We start from the raw sequence: 20,166 nt of genomic DNA on the forward strand, positions 1-20,166 counted from the left end.
TCACGCGATGAGGAGACCCGGGCCGCGGGCCACCGCCTTGGCCGCCGCTCTGTCGGCGGCCGCGCTGCTCGCCGCGGGGTGCGGTGGGGACGGGGGCGGGGACCCGCGCACCATCGAGCTGGTCGTGGCGCAGTACACCGAGGGGACGCAGCCCTACTGGACCGACCTGATCGAGTCCTTCGAGGCCGACCACCCCGGCACGAGCGTCCAGCTGCGGGTGATCGGCTGGGACAACCTCCAGAACCAGGTCAACACGATGGTGCAGACCCGGCAGTTCCCCGACGTCCTCAACACGAACCTCTTCGCCGACTACGCCGAGGCGGGCCTGCTGCACCCCGCGCGCGACGTCCTGCCCGAGGACAAGTTCACCGACTTCGTCCCGGTCCTGGCCGAGAACGCCTCGCTGGAGGGCGAGCAGTACGCCCTGCCGTTCGTCGCGACGGTGAACGCGATGTACTACAACCGGACCATCTTCGCCGAGGCCGGGATCAGCGATCCCCCGCGGACCTGGGACGAGTTCCTGGAGGCGGCGGAGCGCATCAAGGCGCTCCCCGGCGACCACGTCCCCTACGCGCTGGCGCTGGGCTTCGACGGCGGCGACTACGAGTTCGGCACGTGGGCGCGCTCCAACGGCGGCGGCTGGAAACAGGACGGCGAGTGGACGGTCAACAGCGACCGCAACGTCGCCACCCTGGAGTTCCTCCGGGACCTGGTGGTGGAGCACGGAGCCACCCAGCCCAACCCCGGGCAGACCAACCGCCCCGACGGCACGTGGCCGCTCTTCGCCCAGGGCAGGGCCGCCATGGTGTACGCGCCGCTGGGCGGCAGCGCGTTCCTGGACCCGGTGCACGAGGCGGGCGTCGACTACGGCACGACGACCCACCCGACCAACGGCGGCGCCGAGCCCGCCACCCACGGCATCCAGGACTACCTGGTGGCCTTCGACAACCCCGGCAACCAGGAGCTGGTCACCGAGTTCCTGGACTACTTCTACGAACCGGAGAACTACACCGCCTACCTGGATGTCGAGGGGCTGCTGCCGACCACCGAGTCCGGCGTCGAGGAGTTCCGCGACGACCCCGACGTGGGACAGTACGTCGAGCAGATCCCCGAGGCACGGCTGGACCCCACCTACGAACCGGTCTGGGCCCAGCTGCGCGGCACGATGGCCGGGGAGCTGGGCACGGCCGTGGCCCCGGACGGGGACCCGCGCGCCGTCCTGGACAGGGGCCAGGAGATCACCGCCTCCGGCCCGTGACGGGCGGGGACGCGTAGCGGCGGGCCGCTCAGCCCAGCGCCTGGGCCCCGATGACCGACAGCAGGTGCAGCCTGTCGTGGCTCTCGCTGCCCGGCACGGCGGTGTAGACGAGCAGCGAGTGGGCCTGGCCGGGGTCGACCAGCCTCTGGCAGTTCAGCTCCAGGGGTCCGACCTCGGGGTGCACGAAGCGCTTGACGTGGTGGGGGCGCACACCGATCTCGTGGTCCTCCCACACCCGCCGGAACTCCTCGCTCCGGTCCAGGAGCAGGTCGGCGAGGTGGGCGGCCCGCGAGTCGGGGCCGCGCAGGGTGACGAGCTCGCGCAGCCCCGAGGCGTACATGCGGGTGAGGAACGGGTGCTCCTCGGGCGCGTAGATCCGCCGGGAGTCGGGATCGGTGAACCACCGGTACCCCGCGCTGCGCTCGGGCCCGGTGTAGACGGTCGTGTCGCCGGTGAGCGCGACGCCCATCGGGGACTGGCGCAGGGTCTCGCCGAGTTCGGTGGTGATCTCGGCGGGTGTGTCGTCCAGGCGGTCGAGGACCCGCTGCAGACCGGGGCTGACGTGGTCGCTGACCGTGCCGCGCGGGGGCGGGTTGTGTCCGGCGAGGCGGAACAGGTGGTCGCGCTCGTCCAGTGACAGGTGCAGCCCCTGGGCGATGGAGGAGAGCATCTGGCCCGACGGCCGCGGTCCGCGCTCCCGCTCCAGCCGGGAGTAGTAGTCGGTCGACATGTGGCACAGCGCGGCGACCTCCTCGCGCCGCAGACCGCTGGTCCTGCGGCGCTGCCCGCGCGGCAGCCCGACGTCCTCGGGTTGCAGCGCCTCCCGGCGGGTGCGGAGGAACTCGGCCAGCCCGGTGCGATCGATCACGGCACTCCTTCTTCCCAGTGGTGCTGCTCCGTGTCTACCTTGCGCGCGCGGCGGTAACCACGGATCGCCGATCCCCCTTTACGGTCGAGGAGGTGGAAGGGGCGCCAGGGGCGGCCCGCCGATCCTGGGATCGGGAGGCCGTGGTTACGCCTCCGTCCTGGGCGGAGGATCGTTCCCGCGCACCGTGCACAGGGCACGGAGGGAACGGGGACCGACCGAACGCGCGTCCGTGAGGCCACGAGGGAGCAGAGCCATGCCACGACGAACCATCGACATCACCGTGCCGGACCTGACCGGCAAGCGCGCGCTCGTGACCGGCGCCAGCGACGGGATGGGCCTGGGCATGGCCGAGCGGCTGGCCGCCGCCGGCGCCGAGGTGGTCATGCCCGTGCGCAACCCGCGCAAGGGCGAGGACGCCATCGCCCGGATCCGCCGGAACCAGCCCGACGCCCGGGTCTCGCTGCGCAGCCTCGACCTGTCCTCGCTGGCCTCGGTCGCGGCCCTCGGCGACACGCTGCGCGAGGAGGGCCTGCCGATCCACATCCTCATCAACAACGCGGGCGTGATGACCCCACCGGACCGCCAGACCACCGCGGACGGTTTCGAGGTCCAGTTCGGCACCAACCACCTCGGCCACTTCGCCCTGGTGGGCCACCTCCTGCCGCTGCTGCGCGAGGGGGGCGCCCGCGTGACGTCGCAGATCAGCGTCGCCGCGAGGCGGGGCGCCGTCAACTGGGACGACCTGAACTGGGAGCGTTCCTACGACGGCATGCGCGCCTACGGCCAGTCCAAGATCGCGTTCGGACTCTTCGGGCTCGAACTGGACCGCCGCAGCAGGGCCCACGGTTGGGGCATCACCAGCAACCTCTCCCACCCCGGGGTGGCCCCGACCAGCCTCCTGGCCGCCCGCCCCGAACTGGGCCGCGACCGGGACACCCTGGGCGTGCGGCTGATCCGCGCGCTCTCGGCCCGCGGCATCCTGCTGGGCACCGTCGAGACCGCGAAGCTGCCCGCGCTCATGGCCGCGACCGACCCGGCCGCCAGGTCCGGCGTGCTCTACAGCCCCAGCGGCCCCGGCAACCTCGGCGGCCAGCCCGCGGAGCAGCGGCTCTACCCCCGCTGCGCGACGCCGACGAGGCCGAGCGGGCATGGCGGGTCTCCGAACAGCTCACCGGGACCGCCATCCCCGCCGCCTGACCGCGCGGCCCCCGTCCGGCGCGGCCGGTCCGCGCCGGCAGATCCACGCGGCGGCGGACCCGCTGACCACGCCTGCGTCGGCCGGGTCCGCCAAGCCCTCTTCACCGGGATGCGGCCGAGGGCCTGACGGGAGCGCCGTCCGTCCGGCGCGCGGTGAGGGCGAGCCCGGCGATGAGGGCCACCTCGCCCAGGTTCCCCACCGCCAGCGGCGCCGTGGGCACGGCGGAGACCGCGAACATGACCGCGGCGCCCAGCAGCATCCACCCGCTGCGCGCCCGTACCAGCAGCGCCGCACCGACCACGAGCAGCACGACGACGGTCGCCACGGCCGGGACCGGCAGGGCCGACTCGGCGGCCGAGTAGCGCAGCGCGTCGCCCTCGCGGCCGGGCACCAGGGTGAGCCCCACGAGTTCGGTCACGACGCCGTAGACGATGAGTGCGGCCGTCAGCAGCCAGAATCCGGCGCGCACCGCGCGCGGGCGGGCCCAGGCGAGTCCGGCGTCGCGGGCCGCCCCGGCGGCGAAGACGATCAGCAGCGGCGTGACCAGGGCGTGCACCACGAAGCGCGGCAGGTTCAGCGCGAGCAGGAGGTCCCCGGCGCCGATGGTGGAGCCCAGCGCCACGATCCCGTTGTCGTAGACGAGTCCGGCGGCCACGGCCGCCGCCGGCCAGATGTGCGGGGAGCCTTGGGAGAGCGCCAGCCGGACCAGCCAGACGGTCAGGCACAGGTGGGCCAGCGCGAAGGCGGCGAAGAGGAGGGAGGTCATGCGCGTCCTTCTATCTCGCTTTTCGAGAAGACAGTTTTTCGAGGGTTACCTCGGCAGTCTGCCCCATCGGGGGAGCGCCATGCGCGCGGATCGGCCCCGCCTTCGACCTCCTCCCCCGCCACCGAGGGTCCGCCTTCGGGGCGGGCGCCCAGCGGGAACCGGCGCGAAGGACGCGGCACGCGGGCACGGCGGGGCGCCGACCAGGGGCGACGCGGTCCGCAGACCGGGAGCGGGCGCGCCGCGGAGCGGGGGAGCGGGGCGAAACCGAGCGCCCCGGCGGGCGAGGCGAACATTCCCGGGAGCGGGTGTCGGCTTTCCCACGTTTGACCAGCCCCCGGTTCGTGACCCCGGTGATATTCTACAGTGGGTGCAAAAATTCCTCTTCTGCATATTTTTGGCCACCCACGGCAACCCAGCAGTCCAGCGGCCTCCCGCGCCGCCCCGTCTCCTTCCCTCAGAGGTCCATCCGTGCGCACTTCCCGTCCTTTATCCGACACCGGGCAACCCTCGATCCTGCGCTCCCTGAGCGGCCTGCTCATAGTGCTGGGCGTGACGATGCTCAGCAGCACGATCGTGTCGGTCGCCCTCCCCCAGATCGTCGGAGCGCTGGACGGCAGTCAGTCGCAGTACACGTGGGTGGTGACCGCGACCCTGCTGGCCTCCACCGCCTCCACTCCGGTCTGGGGCAAGCTGGCCGACCTCTTCGACAAGAAGAAGCTGCTCCAGCTCTCGATCGGGCTGTTCATCGTCTCGTCGCTGCTGTGCGGTTTCGCGCAGACCACCGGCCAGCTCATCGCGTTCCGGGCCGTGCAGGGCCTGGGCATGGGCGCCTCGCAGGTCCTGGTCCAGGTGATCATCGCCGCGATGGTCAGCCCCAAGCAGCGCGGCACCCTCAACGGCTACATCGGCGCGGTGATGGCCGTGGCCACCGTCGGCGGACCGCTGATCGGCGGCCTGCTGGCCGACCTGCCGGGCCTGGGCTGGCGCTGGTGCTTCCTCATCGGCGTGCCGTTCATGCTGGTGGCACTGGTGGCGCTGAGCCGCACGCTCAAGCTGGTGGACGTGCGCCGCCCCGACACGAAGGTGGACTACGCGGGCGCCGCGCTGATCGCGGCGGGCGTCAGCCTTCTGCTGCTGTGGGTCACCTTCGTGGGCAACGACTTCGCCTGGATCTCCTGGCAGTCCGGGGCCATGGTCGCCGGAAGCCTGCTGCTGCTCGGCCTGGCCGTGTGGGTGGAGGCGCGCGTGTCGGAGCCGGTCGTGCCCCTGCACCTGGTCATGCGGCGCGAGACCGCCATCGCCATCCTGGCCAGCTCCGCGGTCGGCATGGCGATGTTCGGCGGCGCGGTCTTCCTGGGCCAGTACTTCCAGCTGGCGCGCGGCTACTCCCCCACCGAGGCCGGTCTGCTGACCGCCCCGCTCATGCTGGGGACGATGATCTCCTCGACCGTGTCCGGGCGCATGGTCTCGCGTTCGGGGCGGGTCAAGTCCTACGTGGTCACCGGCATGGTCACCCTGACCCTGGGCTTCCTGGTGCTGGCCACCATCGACGCGACCACGCCGCTGCTCATCGTGTGCGGGGGCATGGTGCTGATGGGGCTGGGGGTCGGCATGTCCATGCAGAACCTGGTCCTGGTGGTGCAGAACTCCGTCCCGCTGCGCGAGATCGGCGCGGCCAGCGGCACGGTCGCCTTCTTCCGCACCCTGGGCGGCACCATGGGCGTGTCCGTGCTGGGCGCCTTCCTGGCCAACCGCGTCTCCACGAACATCTCCGACGGCCTGTCCGAGTCCGGGGTGAGCGCCACCGCCGGGGGCGGGGACGCCGGCACCCTGAACCTGGACGCCATGCCGCCGTTCCTGCGCGAGATCGTCGAGGGCGCCTACGGCACGTCCACCGGCGACCTGTTCCTGCTCGCCACGGGCATCGCCCTCGTCGGCCTGGTGCTGGCGGTGTTCCTGCCCCGGGTCCAGCTGCGGGACAGCCTGGACCTGCCCGAACCGGCCGCGGAGGCCGAGGGGACCGAGGGGGCCGACGAGCTCGCGCAGGCCCCGAGGGCCGGGGCCCTGGCGGAGCCGACGAGCACGGTCGGCACCGCGGGCACGGCGCGGACCGGCCGGGAGCCGTCCGCCGACTGACCAACCCCGCACAGGAGAGGCCCTTCCCGGAATCGCCCCCGGGAAGGGCCTCTCGCGTTCGCGCCCGCAACCGGCGGCTCAGACCCCGGCGTCGGCGCCGACGCCCGCTCCGGGCCGCCGCCAGATCCCCAGCACCCGCGCGAGCACGTACACCGCCGCCGCGGCGACGAGCGCTCCGATGCCCAGCGCCCAGGGTCCGTAGTTCACCGCGATCAGCGGCAGCAGCGCGGTCAACATGCCTCCCCCGGCGATCGGGCTGAAGAAGGGCGCCCGCAGCGCGTAGGCCCGCGCAGCGTCGGTTCTCAGCTCCGGGTCGGCCGTGCGCAGCAGCATCAGGCCGACCGAGGCCACCGCCGTCAGCGTGCCGAAGTTGACGATGGAGTGCTCGAACCAGGAGTCGCGGAACATCCGCGGCCCCGCCCAGTAGAAGAAGCCCACGCAGACCAGCGCGGCGACCGCGACCAGCACCAGGAGCGGCACGATGTTGCCGAGCACGACGGGCACCGCGATGGACGCGACGGCCGAGACCACCAGCAGGTCGAGCGCGACCCCCTGGATGGCGCGCAGGCTGCCGGGGTCCACCGCCTCGCCCAGCCGGGTGCGCGCGATGACCGCCTGCACGACGCCGCCGCCGATCATCGCCAGCGGGAACAGGGGCATGCCGGGGATCACGAGTCCGAGGAAGTACTGGAGCACCCAGCCGATCAGCACCGCCGCGGCGATCAGCGCCCCGTGGAAGGCCAGTCCGTCGACGAGGTCCTTGTTGAGGGTCACGCGCCCCATCGGGGCCCGCGCCTCCTCGGGCAGGACCTCGGGCGCCTCCTCGCCGCGCTCAGCGCCGACGTGGCGCAGGTGGCCGCGGCGGGCACCGATGTTGATCAGCACCATGCCCACCACGATCCCGAACACCAGCCCGGCCGTGGCCGCCGCCAGCGCGAGCGCGCCGCCGTCGGCCCAGCCCAGTTCGGCGTAGACCGGCCCCATCCCGGCGGCGGTGCCGTGCCCGCCCGGCCAGCCGACCTCGATGACGGTGCCGAACATCGCGTTCACGTCCCAGAAGGGCATGAGCAGCGCGGCGCACACCAGCACGGGGACGCCGATCATCAGGAAGTCGCCCATGTAGCCGAAGAGGAGCTGCGGCGCGATGAGGCGGTAGCTCCTGCGCGGGCTGGGGATGCGCACGCCGATGAGCATCGGGGCGAAGACCACGGTGATCAGCACCCCGGGCAGCGCGGCCCAGGTGCCGATCACGCCCTCGGGGAACAGCCCCGCGCCGTAGGGCCCCAGCGCGGCCCCCAGGACGCCGCCGATGAGCGCGGCCGGGACGAACAGGCGGCGCAGCGGGGCGATCAGCAGCCGCAGCACGACACCGGCGAGCACGAGCAGGCCGAGGACGGTGACGGCGAACAGCAGGGTGGTGACGGCGTCGCCGCCGACTTCGTCTGTGGGGAACATGCCGCTCCTTCGTACGCGCGGATCGGGGGGTGGGGTCGTCGGCCGCCTTGGGCGGCCCGGACCGGCGGTCCCGCGCGGACCCCCGGCCCCGCGCCGCGGCTAGAACCTGGCGAACGAGAAGGGGGCGAGGTTGTCGGGGCGCGATCCCGTGCGCGCCCAGAGCGCGAGCGACTCGGCCACCGCCGGTGCGATGGCGAAGCCGTGCCCGGTCCAGCCGGTGCCGACCAGTGCGTTGGCGGTTCCGGGGATCCGGTCGATGACGGGGATCTCGTCGGCGCTGCACGACTCCGGCCGGGAGGCGTCGGCGAGGTCGAGTTCGGCGTCGGCGAGGTCGGCGTAGACCTCCGCGGCGGCCCGCATGTTGCCGCGCACGTTCTCCTCCACGGTCCGGCCCCGGCCGTTGTCGGCGTCCCAGCGGCCGCGCCACCCGCCGCTCACCATGACGCCGCCGTCGGGCAGCGGCTTCAGCGACAGCGAGCGGTGGTCGTGGCCGACGAGGTGGGTCATGGGCGGTGTGGAACGGGGGGTCAGCCGCAGCGCCTGCGGCAGGATCCGCCACACCGGCGCCTCCACGTCGAACTGCGTGCGCAGCAGGTCGGCGGCCCCGGCGTTGTTGAGCACCAGCAGCGCCTCCCCCACCTCGTGGCGCTCCCCGCTCGCGGTGCGCACGGCGGTGACGCGGTCTCCGGAGCGCTCCACGGCGGTGACCGGGCTGTGCTCGGCGATCACGGCGCCGCGTTCGCGCGCCGCGTCGGCGAACGCCCTGGTCGTGGCGGTGTGGTCGGCGGTGCCGTCGAGCGGACAGTACAGCGCCGCCCGCACGGACTCCGAGACCCCGGGTTCGCGTGCCAGGACGCCGTCGCGGTCGAGGACCTCGGTGGGCACGCCCAGGCGCCGCTGCACCGCCGCGTGGGTGTGCGCGGCGACCAGCCCGCCCCTGGTGCCGGTGGTCTCCTGCTCGATGAGGAACATCCCGCCCGTGCGCTGGTAGCCCGTGGCCGCGCCCAGGCGCCGGTCGAGTGTGGGCCAGATACGGTAGGCGGCCCGCATCAGCGGAAGTTCGCGCAGGTCGCGCCGGTTGGCGCGCACGCCCCGGCGGCCGAAGCCGCCCGAGGCCCCCGAGGCCACCTCGCGGGCCTCCAGGAGCAGGACGTCCGCCCCGGTCTCAGCGAGCTGCCACGCGGTGGCGCAGCCGTGCACTCCGCCCCCGATAATCACAAACTGGTAGGTCATCGGCCACTCCCTCACTGTGTGGTCGGTCTCACGAAAGCGTAGTTTTAACTACATGATTAGGTCAATGACGAAATGAAAACTTCACCAGAGGAGGACGGCGGGTTCCGTGAGCGGGTGGGCGCCCGGCTCGACTCGCTCTCCCCCCGCGAGCGCGCGGTCACCGACTTCCTGCTCGACCGCCCCTCGGAGGCCGTGACCGCGTCGGCCGCCGAACTGGCCGCCCGCACCGGCACCAGCGACGCCACCGTCGTGCGCACGGCCCGGTCGCTGGGCTACGGCGGCCTGCGCGAACTCAAGCGCGCGGTGATGGACATGCTCACCACCCGGCGCGACCCCGCCCTGGTCCTGGACCAGCGGCTGGAGCGCCTCAGCGGCACGCGCGTGTTCGACCAGGTCCTCTCCGACAGCGTCGACCTGCTGCGGGGACTGCCCGAGGTCCTCGACGCCGGGTCCTTCGACACGGCGGTCCGCCTGGTCGAGGCGGTCGGGCGCACCGTCGCCTACGGCATCGGACCGGCCTCGGCGACCGCCCGCTACTTCGCGGTCGAACTGGGCCGGATGGGCCGCCGGTGCACCGTCCTGGAGGCGACCGGGTTCCGGCTCGCGGACGACCTGCTGGGCATCGGCGGCGACGACGCCGTGGTGGTCTTCGCGCCGCTGCGGCTCTTCCGGGAGATCGACGCCCTGCTGGACCACGCGGCCGAGGTCGGGGCGCCCGTCGTCGTGGTCACCGAGGCCGTGGGCGAGGCCGTGCGCGACCGGGTCGAGGCGGTCCTGACCACCCCGCCCTCCACCTCGGGCGCCGCGAGCGAGAACCTCGCGAGCTGGCTGGTGGCCCACGCCCTCACCATGGAACTGGCCGCCCGCGACCGCACCGGATCGGTCGCGGCCCACCAGCGCCTCAACCGCCTGCGCCGCGCCGTGGCCGGCGCCGAGATCGACACCGACGTCACCGAGCGCGGCGGCGCCGGGGAAGGGCCGGGTGGAGCGCGACGCCCTTCGTGACGGGGTTTTTCGGGTTGCGGGCGGGTCATGGGACGCATGAGACTGCGCGTACCGCTTGTTGCGGTCCGCCCCCACCCGAGAGGCCACCATGACGGACATCCCCATCGACACCGGCGTCGCCCACACCGCGCGGGTGCGGGACTACTGGCTCGGCGGCAGGGACAACTACCCGGTGGACCGCGAGATGGGCGACGCCGTCGGAGGGCTGGCGCCCCAGATCGTCGAGGCCGTCCGGGGGGACCGGCTCTTCCTGCGCCGCGCGGTCGGCCACCTGGCCCGGGAGGAGGGCGTCCGCCAGTTCCTCGACCTCGGCTCCGGACTGCCCGCCGCCGACAACACCCACGAGGTGGCGCGGGCGCACACCCCGGACGCGCGCGTGGTCTACGTGGACAACGACCCCATGGTCCTGGCGCACGCGCGCGCCCTGCTGGTGGGCACCGACGAGAGACGGACCCGGTTCGTGGGAGCGGACCTGCGCGACACCGACCGGGTGCTGGAGAGCGCCGGCGCGACCCTGGACCTGGACCGCCCGGTCGCGCTGTCCCTGCTGGGGACGATGGGCCACTTCGGCGACCTGGATGAGGCCCTGGGCATCGTGCGCGCCTACACGGACGCGCTGGCGCCAGGCAGTTTCCTGGCCGTGTGCGACGGCGTCCTCGCCCACGTGGAGGCCGTCACCGACGAACGCGCGCTGGAGGCGCTCCGGCGCTGGCGGGAGAGCCTCGCGCAGCCGTACCGCATGCGCACGGTGGAGGACTTCACCCGCTTCTTCGACGGGTTGGCACTGGTCGATCCCGGGGTCGTCTGCGTCACCCGGTGGCGGCCCGAGCCGGTCGAGGTCGGAAGGGCGCGCGACATCCCCGAGTACTGCGGCCTGGCCCGCAAGGACTGAGGCGCGGTCCCGCGCGTACGCGGCCGGAGCTGGCCCCGCCCCGTCCGCGGGAGGGCGTCCGGACCGGTTCCCGGGTCCGCGGTCGCCGTTTACGGCCCCGGGGCCCGGGTAGCCGCCGCACCCAACGGACATCCGCCGCTTCGGGCCGCGTCAGCGCGTCCCGCGCTGTTGGGAGGAAGACCATGAAGGCCGTCGTATGGCACGGCATCGGCGACATCCGCGTGGATGACGTGCCGGAACCGCGCATCGAGCACTCCCAGGACGCCATCGTGCAGATCACCACGAGCGCGATCTGCGGCACCGACCTGCACATGATCCGGGGCACCATGCCGGGAATGGTGCCGGGCACCGTCCTGGGCCACGAGGGTGTCGGCGTGGTGACCGAGGTCGGTTCCCAGGTCCGCAACTTCCAGCCGGGCGACCGGGTGGTCATCCCCTCCACCATCGGGTGCGGGGCGTGCAGCTACTGCCGGTCGGGCTACTTCGCCCAGTGCGACAACGCCAACCCCGGCGGCCGACGCGCGGGCACGGCGTTCTTCGGGGGGCCGGAGGCGACCGGTTCCTTCCCCGGCCTCCAGGCCGAACGGGTGCGCGTCCCCTACGCCAACGTCGGCCTGGTCAGCATTCCCGAGCGTGTGAGCGACGAGGAGGCCGTCCTGGTCTCCGACATCTTCCCCACTGCGTGGTTCGGGGCCAAGCTCGCCGAGATCACCCCGGGCGACACCGTCGCGGTGATGGGGTGCGGGCCCGTGGGGCTTTTCGCCGTCCTGAGCGCCTTCCTCCAGGGAGCGGGGCGCGTACTGGCGGTCGACGGGGTCGGAAGCCGGTTGGAACAGGCGCGCCTGCTGCACGCCGAGGTGATCGACTACACCGAGGAGGACCCGGTGGCCGCCCTGGTGGAACTCACCGGGGGCATCGGCCCGGACCGCGTGATCGACGCCGTCGGGGTCGACGCGGAGCGGCCCAAGCAGGGACCGGCCGCCCAGGAGGAGATGAAGGAGCAGTTCGCGACGGAGGTCTCCGAGCTCGTGCCCGAGCCCCGGTCCCAGGGAGACACCTGGGTTCCCGGCGACGCGCCGTCCCAGGCCGCGCGGTGGGCGGTGGACGCGATCGCGAAGGCGGGGACCCTGTCCATCATCGGCGTCTACCCGCCGACGATGACGCACTTCCCCATCGGTGCGGCGATGAACAAGAACCTCACCCTGAAGATGGGCAACTGCAACCACCGCACCTACATCCCCGAGCTCCTGGAGATGGTGGCCAGCGGCAGCGTGGACATCACCTCGGTCCTCACCCAGGAGGTGCCGTTCGACGAGGTGCTGGACTCCTACCGCGCCTTCGACCACCGCGAGCCGGGCTGGACCAAGGTGGCCGTGACCACGGCCTGATCCGACGCGCAGCCTACCGGCCGGGGGCCTCGGCGTTCGCCCTCGTGTGGAAGCCGCCCCTGCCCACCTCGACGAAGCCGAGCGAGTCGTAGAGGGGGCGGCCGTCCTCGGTCGGGACGAGGACCACGTCGCGCTCCCGGTGGTGGAGCAGGACCCGCGACAGCACCGCACGCGCGATGCCGCGCGACCGGTGCTCGGGCGCGGTCACCAGCCAGTAGAGGGCGACCACGCCGCCGTGGTCGAAGGTCAGGCAGGCCGAGGCGGGCGAGCCCCGGTACGTGGCGAGCCAGGCCCGCCAGCCTCCCGCGTCCAGGAGGCTGACGGGGAGGAAGCACTGAGGCGTGTGCGGCTGGCGCGACGGCAGCGGAAAGCCGTCCACCACGAGCCGCTCCACCGTGAGCAGGGCCTTCTCCTCGCCCACGGCGGCGATCCCGACCTCCGGCCGGGGACGGGGCGCGGGCGCGGGCGCCGCGGTCCCTTCGCGCACCATGACGGGCCGGGGGGTCCGCGTGAACCCCTCCGGGGACTGGAGCTTTCCGAAGGGGTCGTCCAGGCTCACGCGGCCCGGCGCGGACAGGGCGGACGACACCCGGTCCGGGACGCGCGCCGCGGCACGCGTGAGGTGCACCCTCGCCTCCCGGGGGTCCGCCGTGCGCAGGACGTTGAACCCGTCGTGGGCGTCGGCCTCCTCGGTCCGGCCCGCCAGAAGGTGTCTCCACGCCTCGGCGTGGTTTCGCGCGTACGCCTCCACCGCGTCCATGTTCCTCCTTCTGCGAGCCCGGTTCGTCCTGGATTGAACACGTTCGCGGGCGGCGACGCCACCGCTTTGTCACGGCACCTGCGCGCACACCGTACTGTCCGTAACCGGTCACGGACCTGCCGGGCACCCGGGAAGGCGGTACCGGTTCCCGTGCGGGCCCCGGATCGCGGGGAAGCCGCAGGAAGCGGGCCCCGACGGCTTCCGGGCCGGTGAGCGCGGTCCGGACGGCGTCCCCGGAAGCGTCGTAGGCCGGGCCTAGAGTCGTCCTCGACCGCACGGCGAACGACACACTGTTCTCCCTGGGGTTTCAGAGGTGATCACACGGGCACCTTGCAGAGACATCGGGTCGTCGGTGCGGAGGGCGCAGCGGCCGGAGTGAGCGATCAACGGCCGCGGCCGTCCGGGGAAAAGGGGAGCGGGGGAACATGACGCTGGCGATTTTCGTAGCGGTTGCGGTCACGGTGGCGGTGGTCGTGGACACCCTGGCCCCGATGGGGTCCAGAAGCGGGCTGGGTGTCCGCAGGGGTGCGGCGCGCAGGGCGCTCACGGCCCTGCGGCGCGGCCTCCAGCCCCCGCACGTGCCCGCGCGCGCCGTGGAGGTGGAGGAGCCCTCCGTCAACCGGGCGCCGGAGCCGAGGCGCGGAACCGGACCGGCCGGACCGCGCGTCACCGTCACGCCGTCCCGCGCTCGCCGCACCTGGAACCCGGGGCCCGCACGGACCGGCCGACCGCGCCGCGCCGCCGCGAAGGCCTCCCTCTCCTGACAGCGGCCTGACAGCCAAACGAACGGGGCCGGTGCTCGCCTGTGAGCACCGGCCTCCGGAATGACCGCTTACCGCTCGAACCGCTGATCCACAGGGTTCTCGTCACTCCAGGGAACCGTTCTGTCACCACCCGCGGTTACCTTCGATTCATGAACCGTCATCCCGACAAGCCCCCTCCGTCGAAGCGTCGAACCGGGTGGGGGCGCGAGAAGGTCCGCGCCGCACTGGGGCTGACTGTCTGGGAGATCGAGCTGTCCGTCCGGACCGGTCTGCTCCAGCGCCTGCTGGACCGGCGCTTCGACGACGAATCAGTACGGGCCGCACTCGCCGACACCGAAACGTTCCGTACCCGCTTAGCGGCCGAGCACCGCCTCAACGCGACCGAGGCCGCCCGTCGCCTCGGCGTCTCGCGGGAGCGGTTCACGCGTGTGGTAGCTGACACCGGTCTCGCGCCCGTGGCCGAGGAGCAGATCAGGAAGTACGGCAGGGACATTGCCGTGCGCTACTACAGGGCCGCCGACGTCGACTCCCTGCCACCGCGTGTGGGGGCGGACATCGCCCTGCGCGGGGCCGCCACGGCGTTCGGCCGGTCCGCCGCCGCCCGCAAGGCGGCCCAGACGCGCGCCCGCAACCGCGCACGCGCCGAGCGGGCCCGGCTGGAGCTGTACGCCGCGGAGCCCGCACCCGACGACCCCGCCACCCGGGTGTTGGCCTACACGGCGGGGCTGGTCGCGGATCAGGCGTCGGTTCCGGGGTTCCTGTCCGATTTTACGGACGTCCCCGAGGCCCGCCGGATTACGGCCCTGGTCCGCGACTGTCGGCTCTCCCCCGCTGAGCACACCGCCATGGCCCGTGGGTTCCGAGAGCGGGCACAAGCCGCCTACGAGGCCCTGGCCAGCCCTGACGAGGTCCACCGCAGGTTGGGCGTATGCCCGGGTTCGCTGTGCGGCCGCACCGAGATGCTCATGGGGCACGTGCCACGGGGCACGGTGCGGGCCTGGGAGGACGATCCACCCGAGTGGCTGCTGCTGGAGCGTGCCGCGCTGGCCGCCGCCGAGGCCGGGGAGGCTGCCCTCCGTGCCCGGGAGAAGGAGGAGCAGCGCGTCCTGCGCGAGGCGGAGCAGCAGTTGAAATGCACCGACGAGACCGTCGCGGAGCTCTTCGGGCTACCCGTGGACGTCGTGGCCGGGCTGCGCAGAAGCCGCGGCAAGCCGTGGAGGTGGGTCCATGTGGAGCAGCTGCGTGGCCGTCCCCCGACGTGGCTCCGCAGCGAGGAAGCCGCGCGCGAGGAGGTCAGGAGGAGGCGGGAGTCCCGGACGAGGAACCGGAAACGCAGGACCCGGCGGTGGGAGTCGTGGCGACAGACGTGGGCGCGGGAGCTGGACGTGCCCCTCGAACGGGTCCCGGAGAAGGTGCCCAAGCCGACTCCGAAAACGATCCGGTCACTGAAGAGGCACCGGCCCCACTGGAGCAGGCCACACCAGGGATGACCGCCTCTGGTCCGGTGGGCCGCCGGGGTTCCGACGGCCCACCGGACCCGGCAGCCACTGGGATCCGACGACCCCTCGCCCCTCGCACAAGCCTCGGCCTCAGCCGTGGAGCAGGCGCTCGGCGGCCTCCCACGGGGCCCGCGGACCGCTCGGGCGGTACCGTCCGACCTCGGTGGAGTCGGCCACGATCCGGCGCAGGTCGGCCAGGCCGCCCTCCACCGCCCCGACCGCGCGGGCCTGCACCAGCAGGTTGCCGATCGCCGCCCCCTCGGCAGGCCCGGCGACCACCTCCAGCCCGACCGCGTCCGCGGTGAGCTGGCACAGCAGCGCGTTGCGCGAGCCCCCGCCGACCACGTGGACCACCTCCACGTCCGTCCCGCTCAGCTCGGCGGCCTGGCGCACCGCCCGGCGGTAGGCCAGCGCCAGCGAGTCCACCACGCACCTCGCCACCTCGGCCTCGCCCTCCGGCGGGCGCTGCCCGGTCTCGGCGGCGAACGCGGCGATCCGCGCGGGCATGTCCCCCGGCGGCAGGAACCGGGGGTCGTCCACGTCCACCACGCACGACAGCGCGGGCACGCGGGCGGTCCGCTCCAGCAGGTCGGCCAGGTCCACCTCCCGCCCCCGCTCCCGCCAGGTGCGCAGCGACTCCTGGAGCAGCCACAGTCCCGCGACGTTGCGCAGGTAGCGCACGGTGCCGTCCACGCCCAGCTCGTTGGTGAAGTTGGCCGCCCGGCTCGCCTCGGTGCGCACCGGGGCCTCCAGCTCCACGCCCACCAGCGACCACGTCCCCGAGGAGACGTAGGCGAAGCGGCGCGTGGCCGCGGGCACGGCCACCACGGCGGAGGCGGTGTCGTGCGAGCCCACCGCCACCAGCGGAGCGCCCGCCGCGGCGCCGAGGCCCGCACCGGGCTCCGGGCCGCCCCGGAGGGCGCCGACGACGGTTCCGGGTTCGACCAGACCGGGCAGCAGGTCCCGCGCCGCGACGCCGAAGCCCGCCTCCAGCAGGTCCAGGCAGGCGTCGGCCCAGCGGCGTTCGCCCACGTCGACCAGGCCGGTGGTGGAGGCGTTGGTCAGCTCCGCGACCCGCTCGCCCGTCAGCCAGTACCCGAGCAGGTCGGGCACGAGCAGCAGATCGCGGGCCGCGGCCAGCTGGGCGCCGCCGGAGGCGGCGGCGAGCTGGAACACCGTGTTGAACGGCTGCACCTGCAACCCGTTGACCGCGTACATCCGCTCGGCGGGCAGGTGCGCGAACACCCGCTCGGGCGCCCCGTCGGTGCGGCCGTCGCGGTAGTGCACGGGGTTGCCGAGCAGGGCTCCGTCGGCGTCCAGCAGCCCGTAGTCCACCGCCCAGGAGTCCACGCCGACCGAGGCCAGGCCGCGGGGTCCGGCGGCCCGCCGCAGCCCGCCGACCACGCCCGCGTACAGGGACAGCACGTCCCAGTGCAGGCTGGCGCGGCCGTCCGCGGGCACGGTGACCGGCCCGTTGGGGAAGCGGACCACCTCCTCGGTGCGCAGCCGCCCGTCCTCGAACCGCCCGGCGATGACCCGGCCGCTGGAGGCGCCCAGGTCGACGGCGGCGTGGACGGCGCCCCCTCCGGCGGCACCCCCTCCGGCGGCTCTCATCGCAGGAACGCTGCGGCGACGCCGCTGTCCACGGGGATGTGCAGGCCGGTGGTGTGCGACAGCTCCCCCGCGGTCAGCGCGAACACCGCGTTGGCCACGTGCTCGGGCAGCACCTCGCGGCCCAGGATGGTGCGCCGGGCGTAGAACGCGCCCAGGTCCTCCTCCCTGACCCCGTACACCTCGGCCCGCTGGGCGCCCCAGCCCCCGGCGAAGATCCCCGAGCCGCGCACCACCCCGTCGGGGTTGACGCCGTTGACCCGGATGCCCTCGCCGCCCAGTTCGGCGGCCAGCAGCCGCACCTGGTGGGCCTGGTCGGCCTTGACCGCGGAGTAGGCGACGTTGTTGGGACCGGCGAACACGGCGTTCTTGGAGGCGATGTAGACGATGTCGCCGCCCATGCCCTGGGCGGTCATCGTCCGGGCCGCCTCGCGCGAGACCAGGAAGGACCCCTTGGCCATGACGTCGTGCTGCAGGTCCCAGTCGCGCTCGGTGGTCTCCAGCAGCGGCTTGGAGATGGACAGCCCGGCGTTGTTGACCACCAGGTCCACGCCGCCGAAGGCCAGGGCGGCCTCGGCGAAGGCGCGGGCCACCGCGTCCGCGTCGCTGACGTCGCAGGCCAGGCCCACCGCCGTGTCGGCGCCGCCCAGTTCGGCCGCGGCGGCGGCCGCCCTGTCCGCGTCCAGGTCGGCCACGACCACGCAGGCGCCCTCGCCCGCCAGGCGGGCGGCGATGGCCTTGCCGATGCCGCTGGCCGCGCCCGTGACCAGGGCGACCCGGGTGGCGAGCGGCTTGGGCCTGGGCAGGCGGGCGAGCTTGGCCTCCTCCAGCGCCCAGTACTCGATGCGGAACTTCTCCGACTCCTCGATGGGCCGGTAGGTGGAGACGGACTCGGCGCCGCGCATCACGTTGACGGCGTTGACGTAGAACTCGCCCGCCACGCGCGCGGTCTTGGCGTCCTTGCCGAAGGAGAACATGCCCACGCCGGGGACCAGCACGATCGCCGGGTCGGCGCCGCGCATGGCGGGGCTGTCGGCGTCGGCGTGGCGCTCGTAGTAGGCGCGGTACTCGTCCCGGTACTCCCGGTGCAGTTCGCGCAGGCGTTCCACGGCCCGCTCCAGCGGGGCGTCGGCGGGCAGGTCGAGCAGCAGGGGGCGGACCTTGGTGCGCAGGAAGTGGTCGGGGCAGGAGGTGCCCAGCGCGGCCAGGCGGGGGTGCTCGGCCCCGGCCAGGAAGTCCAGGACCACGTCGCTGTCGGTGAAGCGGCCCACCTGGGGGTGGTCGGTGGAGGCCAGTCCGCGGATGACCGGGGCCAGGGCGGCGGCGCGCTCGCGGCGCTCGGCCCCGGGCAGGGCGCCGTAGCCGTCCAGGGCGGGGCCGAAGGGCTCGGGGCGGCCGTTCTCCTCCAGGAACCTCTCGGCGGTGTGAATGATCTCCAGGGAGTTGGCCTGGCACTGCTCGCTCGTCCGGGCCCAGGCGGTGATGCCGTGGCCGCCCAGGATCGCGCCGATGGCGTCGGGGTTCTCCTCCGCCACGCGGGCGATGTCCAGGCCGAGCTGGAACCCGGGACGGCGCCAGGGCACCCACACCACGCGGTCGCCGAAGCACTCGCGGGTCAGGCGCTCGCCGTCAGCGGCGGTGGCCAGGGCGATGCCGGAGTCGGGGTGCAGGTGGTCCACGTGGGCGGCGCGCAGCAGGCCGTGCATGGCGGTGTCGATGGAGGGCGCGGCGCCGCCCCTGCCGAACAGGCAGTGGTCGAAGGCGGCGACCATCTCGTCCTCGCGGTCCTCGCCGGGGTAGACGTCCACGAGGGCGCGCAGGCGGTCCAGGCGCAGCACGGCCAGGCCGTCCTCGGTGAGGGTGCCCAGGTCGCCGCCGGAGCCCTTGACCCAGAGCAGGTCGACGTCCTGTCCGGTGACGGGGTCGGTGCGGGTGCCCGCGGCGGAGGTGTTGCCCCCGGCGAAGTTGGTGTTGCGCGGGTCGGCGCCGAGGGTGTTGCTGCGGGCGAGGAGCTGTTCGACGACGTCGGGCACGGGGTCTCCCTGTTCGGTGCTGCTGTGCTGAGTCGGCGGCCGGTTCACGCGCCCCACCCGGCCTGGGCGCCGCCCTTGCGCTCCTCGGCGACGCGCTCGGCGTAGCCGGAGCGGGCGTGCGCGGCCATGGGGTCGGGGTCCAGGCCCTGCTCCCGGCGCAGGTCGGCGAGCATGGGCCGCACGTCGGTGTTGTAGGCGTCCATCAGGGCGGCGTTGGCGGCCAGGACGTCGCCCTCGCGCTGGGCGGCCGCGAGCGCGTCGGCGTCCACGAGCAGGGCCTTGGCGGTGGCCTCCTGCACGTTCATGACCGAGCGGATCTGACCGGCGATCTTGGGCTCGATGTTGTGGCACTGGTCGAGCATGAACGCGACCCCGGTGTCGGCGGCCAGGCCGCCGCCGCGCACGACCTCGTACATGATGCGGAAGAGCTGGAAGGGGTCGGCGGCGCCGACCATGAGGTCGTCGTCGGCGTAGAAGCGCGAGTTGAAGTCGAAGGCGCCGAGCTTCCCGGCGCGCAGCAGGAACGCGACGATGAACTCGATGTTGGTGTGCGCGGCGTGGTGGCCGGTGTCCACGCAGACCACTGCCCTCTCCCCCAACTCCAGGCAGTGGGCGTAGGCGGTGCCCCAGTCGGGGACGTCGGTGGCGTAGAAGGCGGGCTCGAAGAGCTTGTACTCCAGCAGCAGGCGCTGGTCGGGGCCGAGCCGGTCGTAGACCTCGGACAGGGCCTCGGCGAGGCGGTCCTGGCGGGCGCGCAAATCGTCCTGGCCGGGGTAGTTGGTGCCGTCGGCGAACCACAGCTTGAGGTCGCGCGATCCGGTGGCGTCCATGACGTCCACGCACTCCAGCAGGTGGTCGATCGCCTTGCGGCGCACGCCCGGGTCGGGGTTGGTGACGCTGCCGAGCCGGTAGTCGTCGTCCTGGAAGACGTTGGCGTTGACGGTGCCGACGCCGATGCCCAGGTCGCGCGCGTGGGCGGCGAGCGCGGCGTAGTCGTCGACCCGGTCCCAGGGGATGTGCAGGGCGACCGTGGGGGCGACCCCGGTGAGGCGGTGGACCTCGGCGGAGTCGGCGACCTTCTCCCAGGGGTCGCGGGGGACGCCGGGCTGCGCGAACACCTTGAACCGGGTACCGGAGTTCCCGAAGGCCCAGGAGGGGAGTTCGATGTGCTGGCGCCGCAGGACGGCCAGGGCGTCCGCGCCGCGTTCGGGGAGTGCTGCCACGGTGGGGCTCCGTTCGGGGAGGGCGCGCCTGCCGGTCCGACCGGCGGGAAGGCCCATTGAATCGTTTCACTCAGGTT

Annotated in this window: 15 protein-coding genes and 1 pseudogene; 8 read left to right on the forward strand and 8 right to left on the reverse strand. The window is 73.5% G+C overall.

The window, feature by feature from the left end:
• Positions 1 to 7: 7 nt before the first annotated feature.
• Complete coding sequence (locus PV789_RS16265) at positions 8 to 1,258, forward strand: sugar ABC transporter substrate-binding protein (RefSeq protein WP_274973415.1); 1,251 nt, start codon at positions 8 to 10, stop codon at positions 1,256 to 1,258.
• Positions 1,259 to 1,286: 28 nt separating this feature from the next.
• Here PV789_RS16265 and PV789_RS16270 read toward each other — a convergent pair whose 3' ends face one another.
• A complete protein-coding gene (locus tag PV789_RS16270) occupies positions 1,287 to 2,126 on the reverse strand; it encodes a helix-turn-helix transcriptional regulator (protein ID WP_274973416.1) in 840 nt (279 codons plus the stop codon).
• Positions 2,127 to 2,379: 253 nt separating this feature from the next.
• Between PV789_RS16270 and PV789_RS16275 the strand changes: the two are divergent.
• Positions 2,380 to 3,323: pseudogene (locus tag PV789_RS16275) on the forward strand (SDR family oxidoreductase).
• A gap of 101 nt (positions 3,324 to 3,424) precedes the next feature.
• Here the strand turns inward: PV789_RS16275 and PV789_RS16280 are convergent.
• A complete protein-coding gene (locus tag PV789_RS16280) occupies positions 3,425 to 4,090 on the reverse strand; it encodes a hypothetical protein (protein ID WP_274973418.1) in 666 nt (221 codons plus the stop codon).
• 468 nt (positions 4,091 to 4,558) lie between these two features.
• On the opposite strand from PV789_RS16280, the gene PV789_RS16285 reads away from it, so the two are divergent.
• Positions 4,559 to 6,226, forward strand: a complete 1,668-nt coding sequence (locus PV789_RS16285; protein ID WP_475483694.1) for an MDR family MFS transporter — start codon at positions 4,559 to 4,561, stop codon at positions 6,224 to 6,226.
• 78 nt (positions 6,227 to 6,304) lie between these two features.
• Here PV789_RS16285 and PV789_RS16290 read toward each other — a convergent pair whose 3' ends face one another.
• Complete coding sequence (locus PV789_RS16290; RefSeq protein WP_274973419.1) at positions 6,305 to 7,681, reverse strand: sodium/glutamate symporter; 1,377 nt, start codon at positions 7,679 to 7,681, stop codon at positions 6,305 to 6,307.
• Positions 7,682 to 7,780: 99 nt separating this feature from the next.
• Positions 7,781 to 8,914, reverse strand: coding sequence for an NAD(P)/FAD-dependent oxidoreductase (locus PV789_RS16295; RefSeq protein ID WP_274973420.1), 1,134 nt, complete (start codon positions 8,912 to 8,914; stop codon positions 7,781 to 7,783).
• Positions 8,915 to 8,986: 72 nt separating this feature from the next.
• Between PV789_RS16295 and PV789_RS16300 the strand changes: the two genes are divergently transcribed.
• The 3 genes from PV789_RS16300 to PV789_RS16310 all read left to right on the forward strand — a co-directional run bounded on the left by PV789_RS16300 (position 8,987) and on the right by PV789_RS16310 (position 12,199).
• Entirely contained in the window at positions 8,987 to 9,919 is a 933-nt protein-coding gene (locus tag PV789_RS16300) for a MurR/RpiR family transcriptional regulator (protein ID WP_274973421.1), read from the forward strand.
• Positions 9,920 to 10,007: 88 nt separating this feature from the next.
• A complete protein-coding gene (locus PV789_RS16305) occupies positions 10,008 to 10,811 on the forward strand; it encodes an SAM-dependent methyltransferase (RefSeq protein WP_274973422.1) in 804 nt (267 codons plus the stop codon).
• 182 nt (positions 10,812 to 10,993) lie between these two features.
• Positions 10,994 to 12,199 (forward strand): zinc-dependent alcohol dehydrogenase, encoded by a 1,206-nt coding sequence (locus PV789_RS16310; protein ID WP_274973423.1) that lies wholly within the window; start codon positions 10,994 to 10,996, stop codon positions 12,197 to 12,199.
• A gap of 13 nt (positions 12,200 to 12,212) precedes the next feature.
• On the opposite strand, the gene PV789_RS16315 is transcribed toward PV789_RS16310, so the two are convergent.
• Positions 12,213 to 12,959: a GNAT family N-acetyltransferase gene (locus tag PV789_RS16315; RefSeq protein WP_274973424.1), complete on the reverse strand. Its 747-nt coding sequence runs from the start codon at positions 12,957 to 12,959 to the stop codon at positions 12,213 to 12,215.
• A 425-nt stretch (positions 12,960 to 13,384) separates the two neighbouring features.
• Here PV789_RS16315 and PV789_RS16320 point away from each other — a divergent pair, with 425 nt between their 5' ends.
• Positions 13,385 to 13,723, forward strand: coding sequence for a hypothetical protein (locus PV789_RS16320; RefSeq protein ID WP_274973425.1), 339 nt, complete (start codon positions 13,385 to 13,387; stop codon positions 13,721 to 13,723).
• 149 nt (positions 13,724 to 13,872) lie between these two features.
• A complete protein-coding gene (locus PV789_RS16325) occupies positions 13,873 to 15,213 on the forward strand; it encodes a hypothetical protein (RefSeq protein ID WP_274973426.1) in 1,341 nt (446 codons plus the stop codon).
• Between the two features lie 99 nt (positions 15,214 to 15,312).
• On the opposite strand, the gene PV789_RS16330 is transcribed toward PV789_RS16325, so the two are convergent.
• From PV789_RS16330 to rhaI, 3 genes are read right to left on the reverse strand one after another with little or no spacing between them, the layout of a single operon-like run.
• Entirely contained in the window at positions 15,313 to 16,836 is a 1,524-nt protein-coding gene (locus tag PV789_RS16330; protein ID WP_274973427.1) for a rhamnulokinase, read from the reverse strand.
• Complete coding sequence (locus PV789_RS16335) at positions 16,833 to 18,923, reverse strand: bifunctional aldolase/short-chain dehydrogenase (protein WP_274973428.1); 2,091 nt, start codon at positions 18,921 to 18,923, stop codon at positions 16,833 to 16,835. The genes PV789_RS16330 and PV789_RS16335 overlap by 4 nt, the downstream gene beginning before the upstream one ends.
• The gene (rhaI, locus tag PV789_RS16340) at positions 18,911 to 20,089 is read right to left on the reverse strand and encodes an L-rhamnose isomerase (RefSeq protein ID WP_274973429.1); all 1,179 of its coding nucleotides are present in this window, start codon (positions 20,087 to 20,089) and stop codon (positions 18,911 to 18,913) included. Before rhaI ends, PV789_RS16335 begins: the two co-directional genes overlap by 13 nt.
• Positions 20,090 to 20,166 lie beyond the last annotated feature (77 nt).

This window comes from Nocardiopsis camelliae, assembly GCF_028993595.1.
Lineage (GTDB): Bacteria > Actinomycetota > Actinomycetes > Streptosporangiales > Streptosporangiaceae > Nocardiopsis > Nocardiopsis dassonvillei.

Coding starts and splice junctions, on each gene's coding strand:
- PV789_RS16265 (WP_274973415.1), top strand. CDS start 8: ATGAGGAGACCCGGGCCGCGGGCCACCGCCTTGGCCGCCGCTCTGTCG.
- PV789_RS16280 (WP_274973418.1), bottom strand. CDS start 4,090: ATGACCTCCCTCCTCTTCGCCGCCTTCGCGCTGGCCCACCTGTGCCTG.
- PV789_RS16290 (WP_274973419.1), bottom strand. CDS start 7,681: ATGTTCCCCACAGACGAAGTCGGCGGCGACGCCGTCACCACCCTGCTG.
- PV789_RS16295 (WP_274973420.1), bottom strand. CDS start 8,914: ATGACCTACCAGTTTGTGATTATCGGGGGCGGAGTGCACGGCTGCGCC.
- PV789_RS16300 (WP_274973421.1), top strand. CDS start 8,987: ATGAAAACTTCACCAGAGGAGGACGGCGGGTTCCGTGAGCGGGTGGGC.
- PV789_RS16305 (WP_274973422.1), top strand. CDS start 10,008: ATGACGGACATCCCCATCGACACCGGCGTCGCCCACACCGCGCGGGTG.
- PV789_RS16310 (WP_274973423.1), top strand. CDS start 10,994: ATGAAGGCCGTCGTATGGCACGGCATCGGCGACATCCGCGTGGATGAC.
- PV789_RS16315 (WP_274973424.1), bottom strand. CDS start 12,959: ATGGACGCGGTGGAGGCGTACGCGCGAAACCACGCCGAGGCGTGGAGA.
- PV789_RS16320 (WP_274973425.1), top strand. CDS start 13,385: ATGACGCTGGCGATTTTCGTAGCGGTTGCGGTCACGGTGGCGGTGGTC.
- PV789_RS16325 (WP_274973426.1), top strand. CDS start 13,873: ATGAACCGTCATCCCGACAAGCCCCCTCCGTCGAAGCGTCGAACCGGG.
- PV789_RS16330 (WP_274973427.1), bottom strand. CDS start 16,836: ATGAGAGCCGCCGGAGGGGGTGCCGCCGGAGGGGGCGCCGTCCACGCC.